Annotated in this window: 22 protein-coding genes; 13 read left to right on the top strand and 9 right to left on the bottom strand. The window is 68.2% G+C overall.

The features are described 5' to 3' along the window. Position 1: 1 nt before the first annotated feature. On the bottom strand, positions 2-3,481 hold the full coding sequence (gene dnaE, locus OM513_RS11610; protein ID WP_264944449.1) for a DNA polymerase III subunit alpha: 3,480 nt from the start codon (positions 3,479-3,481) through the stop codon (positions 2-4). A gap of 415 nt (positions 3,482-3,896) precedes the next feature. Between dnaE and OM513_RS11605 the strand changes: the two genes are divergently transcribed. Further along, positions 3,897-4,328, top strand: a complete 432-nt coding sequence (locus OM513_RS11605; protein WP_264944448.1) for a hypothetical protein — start codon at positions 3,897-3,899, stop codon at positions 4,326-4,328. 271 nt (positions 4,329-4,599) lie between these two features. Further along, the gene (locus tag OM513_RS11600) at positions 4,600-4,785 is read left to right on the top strand and encodes a hypothetical protein (protein ID WP_264944447.1); all 186 of its coding nucleotides are present in this window, start codon (positions 4,600-4,602) and stop codon (positions 4,783-4,785) included. Positions 4,786-4,793: 8 nt separating this feature from the next. Here OM513_RS11600 and OM513_RS11595 read toward each other — a convergent pair whose 3' ends face one another. The 5 genes from OM513_RS11595 to OM513_RS11575 form a co-directional block, all read right to left on the bottom strand. Beyond that, entirely contained in the window at positions 4,794-5,273 is a 480-nt protein-coding gene (locus OM513_RS11595; protein ID WP_264944446.1) for a glutathione peroxidase, read from the bottom strand. Then, positions 5,270-5,875 (bottom strand): GNAT family N-acetyltransferase, encoded by a 606-nt coding sequence (locus OM513_RS11590; protein ID WP_264944445.1) that lies wholly within the window; start codon positions 5,873-5,875, stop codon positions 5,270-5,272. The genes OM513_RS11595 and OM513_RS11590 overlap by 4 nt, the downstream gene beginning before the upstream one ends. A gap of 4 nt (positions 5,876-5,879) precedes the next feature. Next, positions 5,880-6,554 (bottom strand): ABC transporter ATP-binding protein, encoded by a 675-nt coding sequence (locus OM513_RS11585; protein WP_264944444.1) that lies wholly within the window; start codon positions 6,552-6,554, stop codon positions 5,880-5,882. Beyond that, positions 6,547-7,797: a lipoprotein-releasing ABC transporter permease subunit gene (locus OM513_RS11580; RefSeq protein WP_264944443.1), complete on the bottom strand. Its 1,251-nt coding sequence runs from the start codon at positions 7,795-7,797 to the stop codon at positions 6,547-6,549. Before OM513_RS11580 ends, OM513_RS11585 begins: the two co-directional genes overlap by 8 nt. Before the next feature lie 439 nt (positions 7,798-8,236). Beyond that, positions 8,237-10,696, bottom strand: coding sequence for a TonB-dependent receptor (locus OM513_RS11575; RefSeq protein WP_264944442.1), 2,460 nt, complete (start codon positions 10,694-10,696; stop codon positions 8,237-8,239). 295 nt (positions 10,697-10,991) lie between these two features. Between OM513_RS11575 and OM513_RS11570 the strand changes: the two genes are divergently transcribed. Together OM513_RS11570 and OM513_RS11565 are read left to right on the top strand one after the other, a co-directional pair. Then, positions 10,992-11,468 (top strand): Hsp20 family protein, encoded by a 477-nt coding sequence (locus tag OM513_RS11570; RefSeq protein WP_264944441.1) that lies wholly within the window; start codon positions 10,992-10,994, stop codon positions 11,466-11,468. A 214-nt stretch (positions 11,469-11,682) separates the two neighbouring features. Then, positions 11,683-11,868: a hypothetical protein gene (locus tag OM513_RS11565; RefSeq protein WP_264944440.1), complete on the top strand. Its 186-nt coding sequence runs from the start codon at positions 11,683-11,685 to the stop codon at positions 11,866-11,868. 130 nt (positions 11,869-11,998) lie between these two features. Here the strand turns inward: OM513_RS11565 and OM513_RS11560 are convergent, their stop codons facing one another. Both OM513_RS11560 and secG read right to left on the bottom strand, forming a co-directional pair. Next, positions 11,999-13,630: a CTP synthase gene (locus OM513_RS11560; protein WP_264944438.1), complete on the bottom strand. Its 1,632-nt coding sequence runs from the start codon at positions 13,628-13,630 to the stop codon at positions 11,999-12,001. Positions 13,631-13,725: 95 nt separating this feature from the next. Continuing rightward, positions 13,726-14,115: a preprotein translocase subunit SecG gene (gene secG / locus OM513_RS11555; protein ID WP_264944436.1), complete on the bottom strand. Its 390-nt coding sequence runs from the start codon at positions 14,113-14,115 to the stop codon at positions 13,726-13,728. A 203-nt stretch (positions 14,116-14,318) separates the two neighbouring features. Between secG and OM513_RS11550 the strand changes: the two genes are divergently transcribed. The 9 genes from OM513_RS11550 (at position 14,319) to OM513_RS11510 (ending at position 23,204) form a co-directional block, all read left to right on the top strand. Continuing rightward, entirely contained in the window at positions 14,319-14,672 is a 354-nt protein-coding gene (locus tag OM513_RS11550) for a MarR family transcriptional regulator (protein WP_264944761.1), read from the top strand. A 52-nt stretch (positions 14,673-14,724) separates the two neighbouring features. Then, complete coding sequence (locus OM513_RS11545) at positions 14,725-14,988, top strand: SH3 domain-containing protein (RefSeq protein ID WP_264944435.1); 264 nt, start codon at positions 14,725-14,727, stop codon at positions 14,986-14,988. Then, positions 14,985-15,929 carry an N-acetyl-gamma-glutamyl-phosphate reductase gene (argC, locus tag OM513_RS11540; RefSeq protein ID WP_264944434.1) on the top strand — a complete coding sequence of 315 codons (945 nt, stop codon included), beginning with the start codon at positions 14,985-14,987 and terminating at the stop codon, positions 15,927-15,929. The genes OM513_RS11545 and argC overlap by 4 nt, the downstream gene beginning before the upstream one ends. A 91-nt stretch (positions 15,930-16,020) precedes the next feature. Further along, the gene (gene zwf / locus OM513_RS11535) at positions 16,021-17,478 is read left to right on the top strand and encodes a glucose-6-phosphate dehydrogenase (protein ID WP_264944432.1); all 1,458 of its coding nucleotides are present in this window, start codon (positions 16,021-16,023) and stop codon (positions 17,476-17,478) included. Between the two features lie 16 nt (positions 17,479-17,494). Beyond that, positions 17,495-18,202, top strand: coding sequence for a 6-phosphogluconolactonase (gene pgl, locus OM513_RS11530; RefSeq protein ID WP_264944431.1), 708 nt, complete (start codon positions 17,495-17,497; stop codon positions 18,200-18,202). A gap of 109 nt (positions 18,203-18,311) precedes the next feature. Beyond that, the gene (edd, locus tag OM513_RS11525) at positions 18,312-20,132 is read left to right on the top strand and encodes a phosphogluconate dehydratase (protein WP_264944430.1); all 1,821 of its coding nucleotides are present in this window, start codon (positions 18,312-18,314) and stop codon (positions 20,130-20,132) included. A gap of 77 nt (positions 20,133-20,209) precedes the next feature. Further along, complete coding sequence (glk, locus tag OM513_RS11520) at positions 20,210-21,178, top strand: glucokinase (protein WP_264944429.1); 969 nt, start codon at positions 20,210-20,212, stop codon at positions 21,176-21,178. A 17-nt stretch (positions 21,179-21,195) separates the two neighbouring features. Beyond that, a complete protein-coding gene (gene eda / locus OM513_RS11515) occupies positions 21,196-21,786 on the top strand; it encodes a bifunctional 4-hydroxy-2-oxoglutarate aldolase/2-dehydro-3-deoxy-phosphogluconate aldolase (protein WP_264944759.1) in 591 nt (196 codons plus the stop codon). 389 nt (positions 21,787-22,175) lie between these two features. Continuing rightward, entirely contained in the window at positions 22,176-23,204 is a 1,029-nt protein-coding gene (locus OM513_RS11510; RefSeq protein ID WP_264944427.1) for an aspartate-semialdehyde dehydrogenase, read from the top strand. A gap of 488 nt (positions 23,205-23,692) precedes the next feature. On the opposite strand, the gene mltG is transcribed toward OM513_RS11510, so the two are convergent. Beyond that, a complete protein-coding gene (mltG, locus tag OM513_RS11505; RefSeq protein ID WP_380916334.1) occupies positions 23,693-24,700 on the bottom strand; it encodes an endolytic transglycosylase MltG in 1,008 nt (335 codons plus the stop codon). Between the last annotated feature and the right edge of the window lie 19 nt (positions 24,701-24,719).

The raw sequence follows: 24,719 nt of genomic DNA, 5'->3' as shown, positions 1-24,719 counted from the left end.
GCTAGGCCGCCGCCGCCAGTTGCGGCTCCGCGCCGCCGAAGCGCGCCGATCCGATGCCGGGGAGCGCGCGGATGCGGCCTGCCAGTTCCTCGTCGAGCCGGTAATCGCGCCCGGCCACCACCTCCGCCGCGCCGTCCTCGATCGCCAGGTGGAGGCGCACGGTGCCGCGCCCGCCGCCGCGCTGGGGCGCGAGCAGCCCGGCAAGCGCGGGAAGCGCCGCCACATCCTCCACCGTCAGGTCCAGCACCAGCCGTGCCGATGCGACCAGGCTGTCGAACGGCTGGACGCGGCGGACGGTGACGCGCGCCGAATCCTCGCCCGCGCGGCGATCGAGCTCCACGGTCACTACCGCGCATCCGCCCGCGCGCGCGGTCTCCTCCATCTCCTTGCCGACATCCTCGTCGAAGCAGGAGACGGGCACCTGGCCGCTGGTGTCCGAAAGCGTGGCCATCAGATAGCGGTTGCCCCGCGCCGAGGTGCGCCAGCGCGCATCGTCGATCAGCGCGGCGATAGTAGCTCCCGCGCGGCCGCCCTCGGCGATCTGGATTTCGCCCAGCGACGCGATCTCGCGCGCGCCCTGCGAACGGACGAGATGCGCGTAGCGATCGAGCGGATGCGCCGAGAAATAATAGCCGAAGGCCTCGCGCTCGGCGTTGATCCGCTCGGCCAGCGACCATTTGGCGCTGGTGGGCAGCTTGATCGCGCCGCCGCCGGGCTCGGATTCGCCGAACAGGCCGCCCTGGCCGCTCGTCCGGCTCTCCTGCGTGCGCTGGGCTACCGCCAGGATCGTCTCCGCCGCAGCATAGACGCCCGGGCGATCGGGCGCGATCGAATCAAAGGCGCCCGCCCCCGCCAGCGTCTCCACCTGCCGCTTGTTGAGCAGCCGCGGATCGACGCGCCGGGCGAAATCGTCGAGGCTCTGGAAGCGGCCATGCTCGTCGCGCTCCTCGCCCAGCAGCTCCATCGCGCGCGTGCCCACGCCCTTCAGCGCCGCCAGCGCATAGCGCACCGCCAGCCCGTCCGCGTCCTCCTCCACCGTGAACTCGGCGCCGGAAAGGTTGATGTCAGGCGGCAGGCAGCGGATCGACAGCCGCTTCATATCGTCGGCGAACACCGCCAGCTTGTCGGTCTGATCGGCGTCGAAGCACATCGATGCCGCGAAGAATTCATGCGGATAATGCGCCTTCAGCCAGGCGGTCTGATAGGCGAGCAGCGCATAGGCGGCGGCGTGCGACTTGTTGAAGCCGTAACCGGCGAACTTGTCGATCAAGTCGAACAGCTCGTTGGCCTTGGCCGCCGGGATCTTGTGCGTGGCGGCGCAGCCTTCGACGAAGGTCGCGCGCTGGGCATCCATCTCCGCCTTGATCTTCTTGCCCATCGCACGGCGCAGCAGGTCCGCGCCGCCCAGGCTGTATCCGGCCAGGATCTGCGCGGCCTGCATCACCTGTTCCTGATAGACGAAGATGCCGTAGGTCTCCTTCAGGATGCCTTCCAGCAGGGGGTGCGGATACTGGATGTCCTCGCGCCCGTTCTTGCGCGCGCCGAAGCTGGGGATGTTGTCCATCGGCCCCGGGCGATAGAGCGAGACGAGCGCGATGATGTCGCCGAAGTTCGACGGGCGCACCGCGGAGAGCGTGCGCCGCATGCCTTCCGATTCGAGCTGGAACACGCCCACCGTGTCGCCGCGCTGGAGCAGGTCGTAGACGGCGGTATCGTCCCAGGCGAGCGTATCGAGATCGATGATCACGTTGCGCTCCGCCAGCAGGTCCACCGCCTTGCGCAGCACCGACAGCGTCTTGAGGCCCAGGAAGTCGAACTTCACCAGCCCGGCGCCCTCGACATATTTCATGTCGAACTGGGTCACCGGCATGTCCGACCGCGGATCGCGATAGAGCGGGACGAGCTGGGCCAGCGGCCGGTCCCCGATCACCACGCCCGCGGCATGGGTGGAGCTGTGGCGCGGCAGGCCCTCCAGCTTCATCGCCAGATCGATCAGGTTCCGCACGTCGCTCTGGTGCTGATATTCCGAATGGAACTCGCTGACGCCGTTCAGCGTGCGTTCCAGCGTCCAGGGGTCGGTCGGGTGGTTGGGGATCAGCTTGGCCAGCCGGTCGACCTGGCCGTAGCTCATCTGGAGCACGCGCCCGACATCCTTCAGCACCGCGCGCGCCTTCATCGTCCCGAAGGTGATGATCTGCGCCACATGGTCGCGGCCGTATTTTTCCTGGACGTAGCGAATCACCTCGCCCCGCCGGGTTTCGCAGAAGTCGATGTCGAAGTCCGGCATCGACACGCGCTCGGGATTCAGGAAGCGCTCGAACAGCAGCCCGAGCTTGAGCGGATCCAGATCGGTGATGGTCAGCGCCCAGGCGACCACCGAACCCGCGCCCGATCCGCGGCCCGGCCCCACCGGGATGCCCTGGGCCTTCGCCCATTTGATGAAGTCCGCGACGATCAGGAAATAGCCGGGGAAGCCCATGTCGACGATGACCTGGGTCTCGAACTCCAGGCGCCGGAAATAGGCTTCGCGCTCTTCCTCGCCGGTGACGCCGGCCTTTTCCAGCCGCGCCTCCAGCCCGCGCCTGGCGTCGTCGCGCAGCATCCGCGCCTCGCCCTCGCGGTCGCCGGCCAGGCTGGGCAGGATCGGCTTGCGCTTGGGCGCCTTCACCGCGCAGCGCTGGGCGACGACCAGCGTGTTCGCGATCGCTTCGGGCAGATCGGCGAACAGGGTCTTCATCTCGTTCGCCGGCTTCATCCAGGCGTCGGGCGAGCTGCGCGGCCGGTCTTCGCTGGCGATATAGGCCGAGGCGGCGATGCACAGCATCGCGTCGTGCGCGGGATGGAAGCTCTCCTCGGCGAAGCAGCTCGGGTTGGTGGCGACCAGCGGCAGCTCGCGCGCATAGGCCAGCTCCAGCAGGCGCGGCTCGGCTGCGCCCTCCACCTCGTTCAGCCGGCGCGCGATCTCGATATAAAGGCGGCCGGGGAACAACGCCTCCAGCCGCGTCGCATAGTCCGCGGCGGCGGCATCCTGCCCCTCGGCATAGAGCCGGGCCAGCGCGCCCTCGCCCGCGGCGGTGAGGCAGATCAGTCCATCCGTGCGCCCCTCCAGCGCCGCGAAGGGCACATGCGCGTCCAACTCGATCGGGCGATCGAGATGCGCGCGCGAAACCAGATCGCACAGATTGCCGTAGCCGGTGTCGTCCTGCGCATAGAGCGCCAGCCAGTCGATCGCCGGCGCGGCCGAATCGTCCTGCCCAGGCCGCGCGACCGCCAGCAGCGTACCGACCACCGGCTGGACGCCCGCCTTCGCCGCGGCATCGGAGAAGGACATCGCGGCATAGAGGCCGTTGCGGTCCGCCAGCCCGGCGGCGGGAAAGCCCAGCTCGCGCGCGCGCTTTGCGATCGCCTTGGGATCTATCGCGCCCTCCAGCATCGTGTAGGACGAGAAGATCCTGAGCGGAACGAACCCCGAATGCGCCATGCCCCACCCTAGGGCGCGGCCGCCGCCGATGCCAAGCCGCGCGACCGGGATATCAACAAGTTTCGCATCCGGCCCTTGGATTCCTCCTTAGGGCGCCCTGCGTAAGTGGCTGGCCGTATTGCCGATTCCCCTTAGGGCCGGACTCGTAAGTGCGCGACCGGAATGGCGACTCACCGCGCGTCGAGTCATTCATTAACCATAAGGAGCGTCCCGGACGGTCTGATGCGGTAAACGGTTCGTCGATAAAATCGAACGGTTCATCGCCAAGACAGATTTGGGCAGTAATATGGCAAATGTTGGGCAAGGGGATCGAAACCCCGAAGCGCCGACAAGGAACCAAGGGGCCGGGGGCGGCCGAAATCGCCCCGGACCCGAAACGTCGAAGCCGCCACAGGCGCTTCAGGGAGTGATTGAGATGACGCTGCTCTGCTCGGTTGCCGGTCATACCGCCGAAACCACGCACCACCACAATCAGGGGCTGGATTTCACGCGCTGCCATCGCTGCGGCTGCGACCTGATCCGCCCCGAGGCGGACGGCGAGTGGACCGAGGTTCCCAAGGGTTTCCGCGTCGTGTGGCGCGAGTTCGGCCGGACCGGCGACGCCGCTTCGGTGGCCGCCCGGATGGGCCGCATGGCTCCCCCGCCCCGCCGCGAGCCGCGCAACGCCCGCCCCCAGCCGAAGCGCGACCGCCGCGGCAAGCCCCTGACCGGCGCGATGAGCATGTTCGGCGCGCTGAGCAACCTGGGCAAGCTGGTGAGCGGCAACCACCCGGTGGAAGACACCGAGGGCCGCACGATGGAGACCAGCGGCCAATATGTGATCTGCCTGCCCGCCGCGGCCGGCTGAACCGGATGGGGCGGCGCGGTTTCCTCCCTCTCCCGCGTCGTCCCTGAGCCTGGTGGTGGGGGTGTTCCTTCCTCCCGCCCCCACCACCCCAGGGCTACCCTCCCGAACCGGCGCCGGCCCCCTCTCCGGCGCCGGTTTTCTTTTGCCCGCGCGCAGAAAAACATCGGGAACGGAGCATCTTCGCGGCCGGATGCGCGAGGGACCGCCTGTCGGGTCCGATCCCGACCGGGTCGGTGTCGCGCGCACGGCCCTGCCGGACCTAGCTGCCCGGATGCGGCTTGTAGCCACCCTGCTGCTGATCGCTGCCGCCGGCCCCGCGGCGATCGATCCCTGCACCGCCCGCGCGGCGGCGGGCGCCTGTTGCAAGGTCTGCACAAAGGGCAAGGCGTGCGGCAACACCTGCATCGCCCGCCACCTGAACTGCCATCAGCCGCCCGGCTGCGCCTGCAACGGCTGAAACAGGCCCTACAGCAACGCCTCGATCGCGCCCTCGATCGCTTCCGGCTTGGTCGTCGGCGCGAAGCGGTCCACCACCTTGCCGGAACGATCGACCAGGAACTTGGTGAAGTTCCACTTGATCCCTTCGCTGCCCAGCACGCCCGGCGCCTCGTGCTTCAGGTGACGGAACAGCGGCGCGGCATCGGCGCCGTTCACGTCCACCTTGGCAAAGACCGGGAAGGTCACGTCATAGGTTAGCGAGCAGAAGCTGGCGATCTCCGCCGCGTCGCCGGGCTCCTGCGCGCCGAACTGGTTGCAGGGGAAGGCCAGCACCGCGAAGCCGCGATCGCCATATTTGCGCCACAGCGCCTCCAGCCCGGCATATTGCGGGGTGAAGCCGCATTTGGACGCGGTGTTGACGATCAGCAGCACCTTGCCGGCATGTTCTGCCAGCGTCGTCTCTGCCCCCGCCGCGGTGCGCACGGGGATGTCGGTGATCGCGGTCATCGCTGCTCTCCTCTTGCGAGCATCATCTCCAGATTCTGCCGCACGCCGCGCCATTCATGGTCCAGGATCGAATAGACCACCGTATCGCGCACGCGCCCGTCGGGCATGATCCGCTGGCCGCGCAGCACGCCGTCCTTCTTCGCGCCGAGGCGCTCGATCGCGCGCTGCGACGGTTTGTTGAACCAGTCGGTGCGGATCTGGACGCAGACGCAGCCCAGCGTTTCAAAGGCATGCCCCAGCAGCATCAGCTTCGCCTCGGTATTCAGCCCGGTGCGCTGGACGCGCCTGGCATAGAAGGTGCCGCCGATCTCCAGCCGCCGGTTACCGGGATTGATGCGCAGATAGCGGGTTGATCCCGCCACCCGCCCATCGGCGTCCAGCACAGCGAAGGGCAGGCCCCTGCCCTGTTCCTTCTCGCGGAAGGCGGCTTCCATCCACAGGTCGATCGTCTGCGGCCCGGGCGCGAGCGAATAGAACAGCTCCCACAGCCGCCCGTCGCTCACCGCCTCGACCAGCGCATCGCGATCCTCTCGCGCCAGCGGCCGCAGCGTGACGTGGCGGCCGGCGAGCGTCGGGGTCTCGGCCCAGCGTGCCGCGTTCACAGGGCTATTCCAGCAAGCCGTCGTGCAGCCGCACGACACGATCCATCCGCGCCGCCAGCCGCTCGTTGTGCGTCGCGATCAGCGCCGCTGAACCCTGGTTGCGGACGAGCTGGAGGAACTCGGCCAGCACCACGTCCGCGGTCGCCTCGTCCAGGTTGCCGGTGGGCTCGTCGGCCAGCACCAGCGCGGGCCGGTTGGCCAGCGCGCGGGCCACCGCCACGCGCTGCTGCTCGCCGCCGGAAAGCTGGCTGGGCTTGTGCGTCATCCGCTGCGCCAGGCCGAGCGCGGTCAGCAGATCGCGGGCGCGCGCTTCCGCCTCCTCGCGCGTGGCGCCGCGCACGAGCTGGGGCAGCACCACATTCTCGGTCGCGTTGAAATCGGGCAGCAGGTGGTGGAACTGGTAGACGAAGCCCAGATGCTCGCGGCGGACGGCGGTGCGGCCCTTGTCGTCGAGCTGGGCGGCCTCGCGCCCGGCGATGCGGATAGATCCGCCGAACCCGCCCTCCAGCAGCCCCACCGCCTGGAGCAGCGTGGACTTGCCCGATCCTGACGGACCGAGCAGCGCCACGATCTCGCCCGGCGCGATCTTCAGGTCCACGCCGCGCAGCACCTCGATCACCGCCTCGCCCTGGACGAAGCTGCGCGTCAGCCCGCGCGTTTCCAGTACCGGCTCACTCATAGCGCAGCACCTGCACCGGATCGGTGCTCGCCGCCTTCCACGCCGGGTACAGCGTGGCCAGGAAGGCGAGCAGCAACGCGATCAGCGCGATCGCCAGCACCTCCCACGGATCGGTCTTGGCCGGCAGTTCGGTGAGGAAGCGGAACTGCGGGTCCCACACATTCTGGCCGGTCACCGCGCCGATCGCCCACACCACATTCTCGCGGAAATGGATGAACAGGAAGCCCAGCAGCACGCCTGCCAGCACGCCCAGCGCGCCGATCGTCGTGCCCACCGTCATGAAGATGCGCATCAGCCCGCCGCGCGTGGCGCCCATGGTCCGCAGCACCGCGATGTCGCGCGTCTTGGCGCGCACCAGCATGATCAGCGACGACAGGATGTTGAACGCCGCCACCAGGATGATGATCGACAGGATGGTGAACGACACGATCCGGTCCACCGCCAGCGCCTCGAACAACTGCGAGTTCATCATCCGCCAGTCGACGAGCTGGCCGCGGTTCTTCACCTTGTCCGCCAGCGGGGCCAATATCTGCTGCACGCGATCGGGGTTCTCGGTGTCGATCTCCACCATCCCCACCGCGTCGCCCATCAGCAGCAGCGTCTGCGCGTCCTCCATCGGCAGGATCACGAACGCCTTGTCGTAATCATAGATGCCGACCTCGAAGATCGCGGCCACCTCATATTGGACGATGCGGAACATCGTGCCGAACGGGGTGGCCGCGCCCTGCGGATTGATGATCGAGATCTTACTGCCCACCGTCGCGCCCAGCGAATCGGCCAGCCGCGTGCCGATCGCCACCCGTTCGCTTCCCGGGGTCAGCCGCGCGAGCGATCCGGCGACCTCCTTGCCCTTCAGCGTGGGGTTCTCGGCGATGTCCTCCACCCGCATGCCGCGGACCAGCGCGAACTCGACGCGGCCGTTGAAGCTGGCGAACAGCGGCTGCTCGATCAGCGGGGTGGCGCTGGTGACGCCGGGCGTCGCCTTCGCCTCCGCCGCCACGGCGCGCCAATCGTGGAGCTGGCCATTGTATCCCTGGATCACCGCATGGCCGTTCAGCCCCGTGATCTTGTCGAACAGCTCCGCGCGGAAGCCGTTCATCACGCTCATCACCACCACCAGCGCGGCCACGCCCAGCATCACCGCGAACAGGCTGATCCCCGCGACCATGGCGATGAACGCCTCGCCGCGGCCAGGAAGCAGGTATCGGCGGGCAATCATCCGCTCGTAGCGCGAAATCAGCATGACAGTCGGCGGAACCCCGGGAGGCGAGCGATACCGCCGTCTAGGGCAGTTGCGGGCCGCCTTGCAAATAGAGATGCGCGCATCGCTGTGTTGCCCGCCGGACACAGTACGCGACCAAATTGGCGCAGACCCCCGCAAGCCCGGTGACAAGCCAGCGGCCACTCCCTAGCAAACGCATGTCGAAACGCAGGCAATGGCCGTGGTTCGGGGAGGTACCCAGCTCCGCTCGCAGGTATAAGCGGGCGCGCGGGCGGGTCCTGACTAAGGGGGCTGACGAAGCATTCGTCACGCGGGCGCCCGGGCTGGAAACAGCCCGGGCGCTTCCTTTTTGGGCGCTGCCAACCCGCTCTTCAAGCTCCGGAGGGTGTGGGAGGGGGCCATGCGGGCCGGCCCCCTCCCCCCGGCCTCCCCCGGCCATGCGGGAGACCGGATTCGCCGATCAGAAGTTCTTGCTGACGGTCAGGCCCCAGGTCCGCGGATCGCCCGGCTGGCCGACGATCAGTCCGGTGTTGCTCGGTCCGACGGTAAGCTGCTCGAAATATTCGGTGTCGAACGCATTGCGGACCCAGGCGTAGACGTTGAATTCGCCCTGGGCGCGGAAACCCAGCCGGAAGTTGGTGAGCGCATAGCCGTCCACCCAGGTATAAGCCGAGGGCGACGGGTTCGACGAGAAGTTCGAGCGATAGCTGCCGTCGAAGGCCAGATAGGCCTGGCCTTCCTTGCCCAGGAAGGTGACCGGCGCGTTCGCCTCCGCGCCATAGGAGAAGGCCCATTTGGACACGCCCGGCAGCCGCTGGCCCGAGATGTCGCAGTTGGCGGGGCTGAGGCCGCCCGGCGTGCCCGGTGCGCTGGGCGTCTGGCCCGCCCCAACGGTGGTGCCGCCCGAAAGCTCCGGCGGGCACGGCGCGTCCACGAACTTGACGTATTTCGCGTCGGTATAGGCGCCATTGACATAGGCGTTGAAGCGATCGGACGGGCGGATCGAGAAATCGACCTCCACGCCCTTGCTCCGCACGCGATCGGCGTTGGCCAGATAGCCGCGCAGCACGCCGAACTGGCCGTTGGTGACGTTCGCCTGGAAATCGTCGATCGTGGTGTGGAAGCCCGCGATGTTCAGCGTCGCGCGGCGGTCCCAGAACTGGGTCTTCACCCCGAATTCGAAGTGCTTGACCGATTCGGGCTTGATCGTCCCCGCCGCCAGGATGGGGTTGTTGCTGGCGTCCACGGGCACGCCGTTCTGGTTGATGCCGCCGGTCTTGAAGGTCTTGGCATAGGTGCCATAGGCCAGGATGTCCGGCGCCAGCGCATAGCTGACGGTCAGGTCGTAGCTGAAGTTCCAGTCGCTGAACTCCGGCGTGATGAGCTGCGGCGCCAGGATGCCGCGCTGCGCCACCTTGCGCGGATCGGTCTGGCCATAGAGCACGGGATTGCCCTGGCCGTCGAACACCTGGCGCTCGTAATATCCGTCCTTCTTGTCATAGTTCAGCCGCACGCCGGGCTGGATGGTCAGCCGGTCGGTGACGCGCCAGCCGAGCTGGCCGAACACCGCGAAGCTCGTGTTCTTGAGGTACTGGGTGTTGTAGGCAACCAGCCCGTCCAGCACCGTCGGATCACTGGCCAGCGCGCCGGTGAGGTTCCACCTGCTGGATGCCGCGCCATGCTGTTCGGTGCCCTGGGTGTCGATGCGCTGGTAGAAGCCGAACGCGCCGATCACGAAATCCAGGCTCTTGCCCGAATAATTGTAGCGCAGTTCCTGCGTATACTGGTCGTGCTGTGAGGGGTTCTGCGACTTCGAGACGATCGGCAGGCCGGTGTAGTCGCGGTCGTTCTCCGGCTTCCAGTCCCAGAAACGCCAGGCGCTGATCGAGGCGAGCGTGCCCGGCCCGACGTCCCAGTTCACGCGCAGCGATACGCCGCCGATTTTGTTGCCCGCGTTCAGATTGGCATCGACGTCGGTCAGGCGATCGAACGGGTTGGTGCTGACCACCGAATAGCCCTGGGCCGATGCGAGCGCCGCATATTGCCGCGCCAGCGCGCGCTGGGTGGCGCCGGTGCGCACGAACACGGTGCCGCAGCATTCCGGGTTCTGGGTGTTGAAATCGCCCGCCAGCGTGATGCTGAGATCGTCGTTCGGCTTGAACAATAGCTGGCCGCGCAGGCCGATATTCTCCTGCTCGTTGATCCAGTTGCCGCTGGCGACGTTGAAGATCGTGCCGCGGCGGCTGGTGCCCGAAAAGGCGACGCGCGCCGCCAGCGTTTCCGAAATCGGGCCGGAAACCGCGGCCTTCGCCTGCTTGAACGCCAGGTTGCCGATGCTCAGCTCGGCCTTGCCCTGGAAATCGAAGGTCGGCTGGTTGGTCGTGATGTTGATCGCGCCGGCCGTGGTGTTCTTGCCATAGAGCGTGCCCTGGGGGCCGCGCAGCACCTCGATCCGGTCGACGTCGAGGAAATCGAACACCGCCGATGCGACGCGCGCATAATAGACGTCGTCGACATAGATGCCGACACCCTGTTCGAAGCCATCGTTGGTAAGGCCGAACGGCACGCCCAGGCCGCGGATGTTGACCGCGGTGTTGCGCGGGTTCGACGAATAGAGCTGCAGCGTGGGCGCAAGCTGGGTCAGCTTGGCGACGTTATAGCTGCCGGTCGTCTCGATCTGTTCGCCGCCGACGACGGAGATGCCCAGCGGCACTTCCTGCGCGGTCTCCTCGCGGCGGCGCGCGGTGACGACGATCTCGCCCGATCCATGCTGATCGGACTCCGCCCCGGCCTCATATTCGGCCGCATCCTCGGCTCCCGCAGGTGCCGAAACCGGCGCCGGAGCCTCAGGAATCGCCGCACCAGCGGGCACCGCAGCCGCGCCGCTCAGCAGCGCAAGTGTCAGAGAAGAAAGGCTCATTCTATGGTCTCCCTGTCTGGCCGGACATTAATACCTAGTGATTTGATGGGAGATTATCTAAATTCCTATCAATTTGAAGGAAATTAAAACTCGTGCCGTCCCAAGCCAGGCTCTTCTTGCCGCCCTGCCGGCCGCGGGGCATGCGCGCGCCGCGCCGCCGGGGCGCCCCTTGAAAGCGCCCGGCCCTTTCCCAAATAGCTGGAGCGCGGCGCCGAGACGGGCCGCGCAAGACCCCGGCGCCGCGGATTTCCGGGCACCGGACGACGTTAAGATTGCTCATTTGGAGGACTTAAGGATGCGTCAGTTCGACTTTACCCCGTTCCGCCGCTCGACCATCGGATTCGACCGGCTGTTCGACCTGCTCGAGGCGAGCGCGCGCCAGGGCACGGAGAACTATCCCCCGTTCAATCTCGAGAAGATCGCCGACGACCGCTATCGCATCACGCTTGCGGTGGCCGGGTTCAAGGCGGGCGAGATCGACATCACCGCGCAGCAGAACCTGCTCGTCGTTTCCGGCAAGAAGAGCGAGGAGAGCGAGCGTGACAGCGCCGCCTTCCTGCACTTGGGCATCGCCACCCGCAGCTTCGAGCGCCGCTTCGAGCTCGCCGATTTCGTGCGCGTTGAGAACGCCAACCTCGCCGACGGCCTGCTCACCATCGAGCTGGTCCGCGAGGTGCCCGAGGCGATGAAGCCCAAGAAGATCAGCGTGCGCACCGGCAACCTGCGCGCGATCGATCACGAATCGCCGGAGAGCGAGGCCGACGCGGCCTGATTCCCCCCGCGGCTCGCGGCGCATTCTCCCTTTGGGCGCCGCAGCAGGGGCGTCCGGGCAACTCGCCCGGGCGCCCTTTGCGTGTCGGGATATCCCCGGGGAGCGGGCCGGCGCTGTCTCGATTCAGCCTGGCTCAATGCGACTCTAAGACTTTTTTGGAACCTGCCGCGCTATCGGGCGATCTTTCCGGATGAATGGCACGGAACGGCAGGCGATGACGGACGGCCCGGATCGGCACGGCGAAAACGGCGGGCGCAGCGCGGAGGAGTACCGCGCCGAGGCCGAACGCTGCCGGCGGCTTGCCAGCACCGCGCTCGATCCCCGGACGCTGCACGCGCTGCGCGCTTTCGCCAGCGAATGCGAAGCCGCCGCCGAACGCGCCCGGCAACCGGGCGGATAGGGCTGCGAAGGCGGCCTTCCGCACTGGCGGCAGATCACCAAGCCGCTTCCCCGGCGCAGGCCGGGACCATCCCTGAGCGGCGATTCCGGCCCATTGTCTCAATCGGGCCGCCGGACCCTTTGCCGGTTCCCTAGACCAGCCGGCTCTGCCGCACGGCCGCGCCGATGAACTGGCGGAACAGCGGGTGCGGGTCGAACGGCTTGCTCTTCAGCTCCGGATGGAACTGCACGCCGACGAACCAGGGATGGTCCGGCCGCTCGACGACCTCGGGCAGCGTGCCGTCCGGCGACATGCCGGAGAACACCAGCCCGCTCTTTTCCAGCACGTCGCGATAGGCGGTGTTGACCTCATAGCGGTGGCGGTGGCGCTCGCTGATATCGGTCGCGCCATAGATCGACGCCGCCACGCTGTTGCCCGCCAGGCTGGCCGGATAGGCGCCCAGCCGCATCGTGCCGCCCAGATCACCGCCTGCCTCGCGCTTCTGCAGCCCCTCGGCGGTCATCCATTCGGTGATCATGCCGACCACCGGCTGCTCGGTCGGGCCGAATTCCGTGGTGGAGGCATCGGCGATGCCGGCCTCGCGCGCGCCTTCGATACAGGCCATCTGCATGCCCAGGCAGATGCCGAAGAAGGGCACGCCGCGCTCGCGGGCGAAGCGGACGCTGGCGATCTTGCCCTCGCTGCCGCGCTCGCCGAAGCCGCCGGGGACGAGGATGCCGTGCATCGGCTCCAGCCGCGCCGCGGTCTCCGCCTCGTCGCCTTCGAAGATCTCCGCGTCGAGCCAGCGGATATGGACCTTCACCTTGTTGGCGATGCCGCCATGGACCAGCGCCTCGTGCAGCGACTTGTAGGCGTCCGGCAGGCCCACATATTTGCCGACGACACCGATCGTCACCTCGCCCTCCGGATTCTCGATCCGGTCCACGATCTCGGTCCAGCGGTCCAGCCGCGGCGGCAGGCCGGGCTCGATGCCGAAGGCGCGCAGCACCTGCTCGTCCAGCCCCTCGGCATGATATTGCAGCGGCACCTTGTAGATGCTCGATGCGTCGCGCGCCTCGATCACCGCGGCCTTGGGCACGTTGCAGAACAGCGCGATCTTGGCGCGCTCGCCCTCCGGCAAGGGCTGTTCGCAGCGGCACACCAGCACGTCAGGCTGCACGCCCAGCGCGGCCAGCTCGCGCACGCTGTGCTGCGTCGGCTTGGTCTTCAGTTCGCCCGCCGCCGAGATGAAGGGCACCAGCGTTACATGGATGCTGATCGTCTGGCCCCGGCCCAGCTCGTTGCGGAGCTGGCGGATCGCCTCGATGAAGGGCAGCGATTCGATGTCGCCCACGGTGCCGCCGATCTCGCACAGCACGAAATCCAGCCCGTCGGTATCGTCCTGCGCGAACGCCTTGATCGCGTCGGTGACGTGCGGGACGACCTGGACGGTGGCGCCCAGAAAGTCGCCGCGCCGCTCCTTCTCGATGATCTGCTTGTAGATCCGGCCGGAGGTGACGTTGTCCGACTGGCGCGAAGCGACGCCGGTGAACCGCTCATAATGGCCTAGGTCGAGATCGGTCTCCGCACCGTCGTCGGTCACATAGACCTCGCCGTGCTGATAGGGCGACATCGTGCCCGGATCGACGTTGAGATACGGATCGAATTTCCGGATGCGGACCTTGTAGCCGCGCGCCTGGAGGAGAGCGGCGAGGCTCGCCGCCATCAGACCCTTGCCGAGCGAGGAGACCACGCCGCCGGTGATGAAAATATACCGCGCCATGGGAGGACAGCCCTAGGAGTAAACCGCGCGCACCGGCAAGCCCCCGACTCCGGAGCCGCGCGAAAAAACGGTGGATAGCCGGGGGTGGCCGGGCGTCAGTTGCCGGTCGGGATCGCCGAATTGCCCGTCACGATGCCGGGTATCGCGGAGCTGGCATTGTCCGCCGGGATCCCCGGAATCTGCGCGGGGGCCGTTACGTTGGCGGCGGGTGCCGCGGCCTCGGGCGCCTTCTGCAACGAAGCGTCGATCCGGCCCGACTGGCGATTCGCCGCCAGCACCGCCAGCAGGATGCACAGCGCGACGAACGCGGTGGCCAGGATCGAGGTGGCGCGCGTCAGGAAATCCGCCGCGCCGCGCGCCGACATCAGCCCCGACGGGCTGCCGCCGGTGGTGAGCCCGCCGCCCTCGGAACGCTGCATCAGGATCACGGTCACGAGCAGCGCCGCGACGATGAACTGGACCACGAGCAGGAAAGTGAAAAGCATCGACGCGCGCACCTGGATTGTTCGGAAGCGCGCGACATAGTGGAGCGCACCCCCTTGATCAACCGTTGCGGCACACCACCTACGTAACAATTCGTGATGGTGCTGAAACCCGCGAAGGTGCAAGCGCGTTGTCAGAACCGGCGCGGCCTTGCCCGACGGGCTTCAGTATCCGCTTTGTAAAAGAGTATCGTACCGTGAACGCGATTTCCCACCAGTCGCTCGCTAGCTGGAAGAACACCCTCATCGATTATGTCCGCTCCGGCGAGCCTGACCTTACCAACCGCCAGATGGCGCTCCTCCTCCTCGTCTACCTCGATCCGGGCCCGCACACGGTGCGCGGGCTGGCACGTGCGCTGAACGTGTCGAAGCCCGTCGTCACGCGCGCCTTGAATCGACTGGGCTCGCTCGGCTATCTGCGCCGCCAGCGCGACGAAACCGATAAGCGAAACATCTTCGTCGCGCGGACTGCGGAAGGGGCAGAATTTCTTGCAGAATTCGGGCATTTCCTCACCGGCGGGGACGTCGCGGAACCAGCCGCCCTCCGGGCCGGCGCGTAAACGCTTCGCGCTGACCGGCCGTTCGGTACCGGTAGATTCGCTGACGCAGGCCGTGCGCCGCGATCTCGCGGACGTGCGACTCGCGGGCAGCGTCTTCGCGCCGCATTACGCCGCACCGCTGCCGCGCAAGCTGGCACGCGGCACGGCGTTGCGCGCCGAATCGGCCGCCGGCTCGCCCACGGTGGCGCAGCTTGGCGCGGGCGACACGTTCGAGGTGCTCGAATTCGCCGGCACCCATGCCTGGGGCGTGGCCCCGGGCGCCGGCCGCGTGGGCTATATCGACGCCGACGCGCTCGCCGCGGACGACGCGGCATGACGGCGCGCGTCTTCATCGATGGCGCCGCCGGCACCACCGGGCTGGAAATCCGCGAGCGGCTGGCCGCGCGCACGGATATCGAGCTGCTGCTGCTGCCCGAAAACCTGCGCAAGAACAGCGTCAAGCGGCGCGAGGCGCTCAACGGCTCCGATTTCGTCATCCTCTGCCTGCCCGACGATGCGGCACGCGAGGCGGTGGCGCTGATCGAGAACCCGGAAGTGCGCGTGATCGACGCATCCACCGCCTTCCGCACCGGCGAAGGCTGGACCTATGGCCTGCCCGAGCTGGAGCCGAGCCAGCCCAAGGCGATCGCCGAGGCGCGTTTCGTCAGCAATCCGGGCTGCTGGCCCACCGGCTTCCTGGCGCTCGTCCGCCCGCTGGTGCGCATGGGGCTGGTGCCGCATGACTGGCCGCTCGTCTATTCGGGCGCGTCGGGCTATTCGGGCGGCGGCAAGGCGATGATCGCCGAGTTCGAGGACGAAAAGGCCAAGGGCCACGAAAAGTCCGCCTATCGCGCCTATGGCCTGGGCATGGCGCACAAGCATCTGCCGGAGATGCACAAGCACGCGCGCATCGCCACCCCGCCGCTGTTCCTGCCGGCGGTGGCGCGGACCTATCGCGGCATGCTGTCAGAGGTCGCGCTGCCGCTCCACGCGCTGCCGCGCAAACCCAGCCTGACCACGATCGAGACGACGCTGCGCGAGGCGTACAAGGATTCGCCCGTCGTCAGCGTGATGCCCGCCGAGGATATTTCGCAGGTGCGCATCGAGGAGAATGCCGGGACCGACCGGCTGTGGATCCGCGTGTTCGGCAATGCCGAGACCGGGCAGGCGCGGCTGATGGCGACCTATGACAATCTGGGCAAGGGCGCGGGCGGCGCCGCGGTGCAGAACCTGAACCTGATGGCGGGGCTGGACCCGACGGCGGGCCTGGTCCTCTGATTTCGCTGCGGCGCGGCAACGCGCGGCTTGATCTTTGCCCCCCTTTGGTGTCGACCTGAGCGGGGATATTTCCAGCAAGGAAGCGGCGCATATGAACCAGCCGGCGGGCAAGCTCCTGCTGTTCGGAGCCACGGGTGACCTTTCGCGGCGGATGCTGCTGCCCTCTCTGTTCGCGCTGCATGCGGACGGGCTGTTGCCCCCCGGGCTGACGATCACCGGCACCGCGCGTTCGGAAAAGGACGACGCCGGCTTCCGCGCCTTCGCGGCGGAGGCGCTGGACCAGTTCCTGCCCGCGGAACGGAAAGGCGACAGCGCTGTCGCAAGTTTCCTTGAGCGGCTCGGCTATCAGACGCTGGACGCCGAGCATGCGGAAAACTTCGATCCGCTGGCGCAGAAGCTGGGGGATATCAGCGGCGGGCTGGCCATCTTCCTGTCCACCGCGCCATGGCTGTTCGGGCCGACGATCAAGGGGCTGGCGGCCGCCGGGCTGGCCTGCGGCAACGTCCGCATCGGGCTGGAGAAGCCGCTGGGCTTCGATCTGCCTTCCAGCCGCGAGATCAACGACATCGTCGCCTCCGCCTTCCCCGAGGAGCGGACGTTCCGCATCGATCATTATCTGGGCAAGGAGACGGTGCAGAACATCATGGCGCTGCGCTTCGGCAACTCGCTGTTCGAGCCGGTGTGGAACGCCCAGGGGATCGACAACATCCAGATCACCGTTTCCGAAACGGTGGGGCTGGAGGGGCGCGCGGGCTATTACGACGATGTCGGCGCGCTGCGCGACATGCTCCAGAACCATATGCTCCAGTTGGTGGCGCTGATCGCGATGGAGCCCCCCGCCCGCTTCGACGGCACCGCGATCCGCGACGAGAAGGTGAAGGTGTTGCGCTCGCTGCGCCGCATCCGGCCGGAGGAGGTATCCCAGCTCACCGTCACCGGCCAATATGGCAAGGGCGCGGTGACCGGGAAGCTGGTGGAAGGCTATGCTGACGAGCTGGGCAAGCCTTCGGGAACCGAGACCTTCGTCGCGCTGAAGGCGCATGTCGACAACTGGCGGTGGCGGGGCGTGCCCTTCTACCTGCGCACCGGCAAGCGGCTGGCGGAGCGGCGGTCGGAGATCGTGATCCGGTTCAAACCGGTGCCGCATTCGATCTTCGCCGAGCGCGGGGGAATGCTCCAGCCCAATACGCTGGTGATCCGGCTGCAGCCCGAGGAATATGTGCGGCTGCTGGTGATGGCCAAGCAGCCGGGGCTGGACCGTGAAGGCATCCGCCTGCGCGAAGTGCCGCTGAACCTCAGCCTGGATACGGAGTTTGCTGCCACGCCGCGCCGCATCGCCTATGAACGGCTGCTGCTCGACCTGATCGAGGGCGATCCGACGCTGTTCGTGCGCCGCGACGAAGTGGAAGCGCAATGGGAATGGATCGATTCGATTCGCGCGGGCTGGGCGGCTAACGACGTGAAGCCGAAGCCCTATGCCTCCGGAAGCTGGGGGCCTTCGGCCGCCATCGCGCTGACCGAACGCGACGGCGTGACCTGGAACGAATGACGATAAGGATGCCCAAGTGACCGACGAAGTCGAATGGTGGGATTATGACGACGCCGAAGAGATGGCGGAGGCGGTCGCGGGCGACCTGGGCTTCATCATCGGCCAGGCGCTGGACGATCGCGGCAACGCGGTGATCGCGCTGGCGGGCGGCAAGACCCCCCTCCCCATCTATCGCGAGCTGGCCAAGCAGCCGATCGACTGGAAGAAGGTGACGATCGTGCCCGGCGACGAACGGCTGGTGCCGCTGGGCGATCCGCTGTCCAACGTCACCGCCATCGGCAAGATCTTCCTGCCGAAGGGCGCACGGGTGATCCCGCTCGTCAGCGACAAGGCGCCGGACTACAAGGCCGCCGGCCGCGCCGCCGACGCGCTGCTCCAGGATCTTCACTGGCCGCTCGACCTGTGCCTGCTGGGCGTGGGCGCGGACGGGCATGCGGCGTCGATCTTCCCCGGCCCCGATTACGACGAGGCGCTCAACGGCCCGAAGGAACGGCGCGCGCTGGGCGTGATGCCCGATCCGATGCCCGCGGAGGCCGCCGTGCCCCGCGTATCGCTGAGCCGCGCGGCGATCGTCGCGTCCAAGGCGCTGATGATCGCGGTGACCGGACAGGCCAAGCGCGACGTGATCGAAAAGGCGATCAAGCAGGGCGCCTCCTCCCCCTATCCCATCGGCCGCATCCTGGCGGATATGGAGCTGCCCGTGGACATCCACTGGGCGCCGTGAGCGGGCGGAATCCTCTGCACCAGCGTTTCCCCGGCGAAGGCCGGGGCCACGCGGGTTGGGCCGGGGCACTTCGACAGGCCAAGCGCGAACGGATTGAGGATCGCAGGCGATGACCATCCACCCCGAACTCGCCGCCGTCACCGATCGCGTGATCGATCGTTCGCGGGCCAGCCGCGCGGCCTATCTGGCGCTGATCGGCCGCGAGCGCGATTCGGGCGCGGACCGGCCCCGGCTGGGCTGCGCCAACCTGGCGCACGCCTATGCCGGAACCGACGAGCAGCGCGACCTGCTCAAGCCCGGCAACCGGATGAACATCGGCATCGTCACCGCGTACAACGACATGCTGTCGGCGCATGCGGTCTATTATCGCTATCCCGAGCAGATGAAGCTCTGGGCGATCGAGGCGGGTGCCACGGCCCAGGTGGCGGGCGGCGTTCCGGCGATGTGCGACGGCGTGACCCAGGGATATCAGGGTATGGAGCTGTCGCTGTTCAGCCGCGACACCATCGCGCTGGGCACGGCCATCGCGCTGTCGCACCGCACGTTCGAGGGCGCGGCGCTGCTCGGCATCTGCGACAAGATCGTGCCGGGGCTGCTGATGGGCGCGCTGCGCTTCGGCCATCTGCCGATGGTGCTGGTGCCCGGCGGGCCGATGCGGTCCGGCCTGTCGAACAAGGAGAAGGCGCACGTCCGCGAGCTTTATGCCGAGGGCAAGGCCGATCGCGAGACGCTGCTGGAGGCGGAGATCGCCGCCTATCATTCGAAGGGCACCTGCACCTTCTACGGCACCGCCAATTCGAACCAGATGATGATGGAGGCGATGGGCCTGCACATCCCCGGCGCCGCCTTCGCCAATCCGGGGACGAAGCTGCGCCAGGAGCTGACCCGCGCCGCCGTCCACCGGCTGGCCGAGATCGGCTGGGACGGCGGCGATTACCGCCCGCTGGGCCAGTGCGTGGACGAAAAGGCGGTGGTGAACGCCGCTGTCGCGCTGCTCGCCACGGGGGGATCGACCAACCATCTGATCCATCTGCCCGCGATCGCGCGCGCGGCGGGGGTGATCATCGACTGGGAGGATTTCGACCGGCTTTCGCGCGCGGTGCCGCTGCTGGCGCGCGTCTATCCGAACGGTTCGGCGGACGTGAACGCTTTCGAGGACGCGGGCGGCCCCGCCTTCGTGATCCGCGAGCTGCTGAAGGGCGGGCTGATGCACGCCGATATCCTGACGATCGCCGCCGGGGGCATGGCGCAATATGGCCGCAAGCCCGCGATCGAGGGCGATTCGCTGGCGTGGCCCGATCTGCCGGCCGAAAGCGGCGACACCGCGATCGTCCGCACGATCGAAGCCCCCTTCTCGCCCGAAGGCGGCTTCCGCATCCTGAAGGGCAATCTGGGCCGCGCCTGCATCAAGGTTTCCGCGGTCGAGCGCGATCGCTGGACGATCGAGGCCCCGGCCCGCGTCTTCCACGACCAGGCCGAGGTGCAGGCCGCGTTCAAGGCGGGCGAGCTGGACCGCGACGTGGTTGTCGTCGTCCGCTTCCAGGGGCCGCGCGCCAACGGCATGCCCGAGCTGCACAAGCTCACGCCGCCGCTGGGGGTGCTCCAGAACCGCGGCTTCCGCGTCGCGCTGGTCACCGACGGGCGGATGTCCGGCGCCAGCGGCAAGGTGCCCTGCGCGATCCACCTGAGCCCGGAGGCGCTGGGCGGCGGCCCGATCGCGAAGCTACGCGACGGCGACGTGGTCCGGCTGTGCGCGCAGACCGGCACGCTGGAGGCGCTGGTGGCCCCGGCGGAGTGGGATTCGCGCGAACATGCCCCCGCCCCGCCCCCGCAGGACGGCACCGGCCGCGAGCTGTTCGCGATGATGCGCGCGGGCGCGAGCGAGGCCGAAGCCGGCGGATCGGCGATGCTCGCCGCCGCCCGGCTTTAGAATTCCTTTTGTGTTCCGGTATGACAACGCTGTACATGACGTCCAAACGCGATAAAGCGGTGCGTGAGGGGATGGGCATGGAAGTCGTCGCGGTCGATATCGGCGGGACCTGGGCACGCTTCGCGATCGCAACCGTGGCGGACGGCCGCGTCACATCGATCAGCGCCGCGATGAAGCAGAAGGTGGCGGATCACGCCAGCCTGCAACTCGCCTGGCAGGCGTTCGGCGAATCGATCGGCCGCCCCCTGCCCTCCGCCGCCGCGATCGCGGTCGCATCGCCGGTGAACGGCGAACTGATCAAGCTCACCAACAACCCCTGGATCATCCGGCCCCAGCTCATTCCCGAACGGCTGGGCGCCGGTGCCTGGACCGTGGTCAACGATTTCGCCGCGATCGGCCATGCCGTGGCCCAGCTTGGGCCGGAGGCCTTCGTCCATGTCTGCGGCCCGGAGGGCAACCTGCCCGATCAGGGCGCGATCACCGTCTGCGGCCCCGGCACCGGGCTGGGCGTGGCGCAGGTGTTCCGCCACGACGGCGGCTATCATGTGATCGCGACCGAGGGCGGGCATATCGATTTCGCCCCGCTCGACGCGATCGAGGACCGGCTGGTGCAGCGGCTGCGCAAGGATTTCACCCGCGTCTCGGCCGAGCGCGTGGTCGCCGGGCCGGGCATCGTGGCGATCTATGAGACGCTGGCGGAGATCGAGGGCAAGCCCGTCCACCGGCTGGACGATCGCGCGATCTGGCAGATGGCGCTGGCGGGCGAGGACGGCCTGGCCGTGGCCGCGCTCGACCGGTTCTGCATGAGCCTGGGCGCAGTGGCGGGAGACCTGGCGCTGGCGCACGGGCCGAGCGGCGTGGTGATCGCGGGCGGGCTGGGCTTCCGCCTGCGCGATCACCTGGTCCATTCGGGCTTCGGCGAGCGCTTCATCGCCAAGGGGCGCTTCCGCAATCTGATGGCGTCGGTGCCGGTAAAGCTGGTGACCTATGCCGAACCCGGGCTATACGGCGCCGCCGCCGCATTCGCCCAGGAGCACGCCCGTTGAAACCCATCGAAGCGATCATGCGTACCAGCCCGGTGATCCCGGTGCTCGTGATCGAGGATGCCGCCACCGCCCGCCCGCTGGCCGAAGCGCTGGTGAAGGGCGGCCTCAGGGTGCTGGAAGTGACGCTGCGCACCCCCGCCGCGATCGAGGCGATCCGCGAGATGAAGCAGGTGCCCGGCGCGATCGTGGGCGCAGGCACGGTGGTGAGCACCGATCAGTTCGAGCTGGTGATGAAGGCCGATGCCGAGTTCATCGTCTCCCCGGGCCTCACGGACCGGCTGGGCAGCGCGATCACCGGCAGCGGCGTGCCCTTCCTGCCCGGCGTGGCGACCGCGGGCGATATCATGCGCGGGCTCGACCTGGGGCTGGAGCATTTCAAATTCTTCCCGGCCGAAACCTCGGGCGGGCTGAAGGCGCTGAAGGCGCTGGCCGCGCCCTTCTACCAATGCAAATTCTGCCCCACCGGCGGCATCTCCGCCGCAACGGCGCCCGAATGGCTGGCGTTCGATCCGATCCTGTGCGTCGGCGGAAGCTGGGTGACGCCCAAGGGCGCGAGCATGGCCGAGGTGGAAACGCTGGCACGCGAGGCTTCGGCGCTGGGCCGGTGATCCGTTGAAGCACGCGAAGGCGGCAGGAATCTCCCCGCCGCCAAAGCGGATCCGGGCGTTCGAGACGCTCCGGCGCCTCGCATGAAGCAAAAAACTGCGTGGCGTCGTCGCGCCTTCGCGCGAAACAAAATCACGCCGCGCCCCACCCCCGGGTAACTTCCGGTCGCAAACGGTCTTTACACCCGTCTCCGCCGCCCCTAAAGGCGCCCCCGCAATGAGCATCGCGCCGATCACGATTACCACCAAACCGACCCGTGCAAGCGGGGCGGCGATGGTGTGCGCGGACTGATCCGAGCGAGCACCTGAGCGAAGCCCCGCCGAAGCGCGGGGCAGCCAACCGGAACCGGCAAGCCCCCCGCGCCTCGGCACCCAACCGAGGAGATACCCACGTGCCCCTGCCCCAGCTTCCCGCCCGTCCCAATGTCGGCATCGTCGGCGCAACCGGCCTGGTCGGATCGATGATGCGCGCGCTGCTGGCCGAGCGGAACTTCCCGGTGGGCCAGCTCCGCCTGTTCGCCTCCGCCCGCTCGGCCGGCAGCGTGGTGGACGGCGTGACCGTGGAGGACGCCGCCACCGCCGATTATTCCGGCCTCGACGTGGTTTTCTTCTCCGCCGGCGGCAGCACGTCCAGGGCACTGGCGCCCAAGGTGGCGGCGGCAGGCGCGATCGTGATCGACAACAGCTCCGCCTGGCGCTCCGATCCCGAAGTGCCGCTGGTGGTGGCCGAGGTGAACCCGCACGCGATGGAAAACCTGCCCAAAGGCATCATCGCCAACCCCAATTGCACCACCATGGCGGCGATGCCGGTGCTCAAGCCGCTGCACGCGGCGGCGGGGCTCAAGCGGCTGGTGGTCAGCACCTACCAGGCCGTCTCGGGCGGCGGGATCGAGGGGATCGAGGTGCTGGCCGGGCAGCTTCGCGGCGGCATCGCGGCGTGCGAGGATTTCGCGCGCAGCAACGACACCTCGGCGCTGCCGCCGGTCCGCAAATGGGCGGTGCCGATCGCGTACAATGCGGTGCCGCTCAACTATGTGCTGGGCGAGGAGGGCTATACCGAGGAGGAGCTGAAGCTGCGCGACGAGAGCCGCAAGATCCTGGAGCTGCCCGGGCTGGCGGTGTCGGGCACCTGCGTGCGCATCCCCGTGTTCACCGGCCATTCGCTGTCGATCAACGCCGAATTCGAACGCCCGCTCTCGCCGGAGGCGGCGCTGGCGCTGCTGGGCAAGGCGCCCGGCGTGGTGGTGAGCGACGTCCCCAACCCGCTGGAGGCGACGGGCCAGGACCCCGTGTTCGTCGGCCGCGTGCGCCGCGATCCGGGCGTGGAGAACGGGCTGGCGCTGTTCGTCGTCGGCGACAACCTGCGCAAGGGCGCCGCGCTCAACGCCGTGCAGGTGGCGGAGGTGCTGCTGGGGCGGTGATCCGGCTTTGAGGCACACGGGGAGGGTTGCGCACGCCCTCCCCGCAGCGGGCTGCGGCGAGGCATTTTTTTGATTCACGCGAAGGCACGAAGGGCGCGGAGATGCTTCGCTTGCTTGCGCCGAAGGCGCCTATTCACGTGCCCGTGCGCAGCGGCGCTGGCAGTAGAGGGCGGCTATCGCGGCAAATCCCTCTCCGCGCCTGCACGTGAACCAAGAAACTTCCTCGCGCCTTCGCGCCTTCGCGTGACAAGAACCCCGATACCATGCCCCAAAGCGGGAGCGCCCTGCGTTAGCGTTATGATCGCGCTGGGCGGCGGCAGCATCTTCACCGATCCCGCAGCGGATTCGGCGGAGGCCCGGCGCACGCCGGGGCCGATATAGAATACACTGCCATTGGGTGGCCGGGTGCGGGTGCGGGTGCGGGTGCGGGCTGGTGCAGCCTGAACAGGGCGGACTCCAAAACCGCCGTTCGCCCGGAACCGGAAACGCTACATCTCCCCCCGCTCGCGGCGGAGCGCGCGCCATTTCTCCACATTGGCGTTGTGCTGTTCCAGCGTGTCGGCGAACACATGGCCGCCGCTGCCGTCCGCGACGAAATAGATCGCGCTGGTCGGCGCCGGATCGAGCACCGCGTCGATCGAGGCGCGGCCGGGGTTGGCAATCGGCCCCTTGGGCAGGCCGGTCATCGTATAGGTGTTGTAATCGTTCACCGCGTCCAGCTCCGAACGCAGGATGCGGCGGCCCAGCGGCTTGCCCTTGGTCACCGGGTAGATCACCGTCGGATCGGCCTGGAGCATCATCCCGCGCTTCAACCGGTTGGAATAGACGCCGGCCACCATCCGCCGCTCCTCGGGCTTGCCGGTCTCCTTCTCCACGATCGCGGCCAGGATCACCGCCTCTTCGGGCGTGTTCACCGCGATGCCCGGCTTGCGCCGCGCCCAGGCGGCCTGGAGGTAATCCGCCATCGCCTTCTGCATCCGCGCCAGCACGGCGGCGCGCGAATCGCCGCGCGTATAGGCATAGGTGTCGGGCATCACGCTGCCCTCCGCGGGCACGTCGATGCTGCCGGTCAGGCCCTCGGCCTTCATCAGCGCCTCATAGACCTGCACCGCGGAACGCCCCTCGGGCACGGTGAACTTGAGCTGCAGCGTCCTGCCGCCCAGCAGGTCCTGGAAGATGTCCGACTGGCTCTGGTGCGCGAGCAGGCGGAATTCGCCCGCCTTCACCTGTCCCCCACCGCCGAACAGCCGCGCGAGCAGCGCGAATTCGCGCGCCGAGCGGATCGCGCCCGCCTTCTCCAGCTCGTTGGCGGCGCGATACAGGCTCGCGCCTTCCGGGATGACGACGGTGACGTTGGCGTTCGCCGGCCCAGGCCGCGCCCATAGCTGGAGCGCGGTGAACCCCGCCGCCGCGACCAGCAGCAGCAGGATCAGCAGGAAACAGCCGATCGCCCGCCCCTTGCGCTTGCGCGGCGGCGGCGCGGGAACCGGCTCCAGGACCGGCAGAGGGCCGTCG

Source organism: Sphingomonas canadensis, assembly GCF_026013525.1.
In the GTDB taxonomy this organism is placed as follows: Bacteria; Pseudomonadota; Alphaproteobacteria; order Sphingomonadales; family Sphingomonadaceae; genus Sphingomonas; species Sphingomonas canadensis.
Note: the sequence above shows the minus strand (reverse complement) of the source record. Positions and strands in the feature narration are given on the sequence as shown.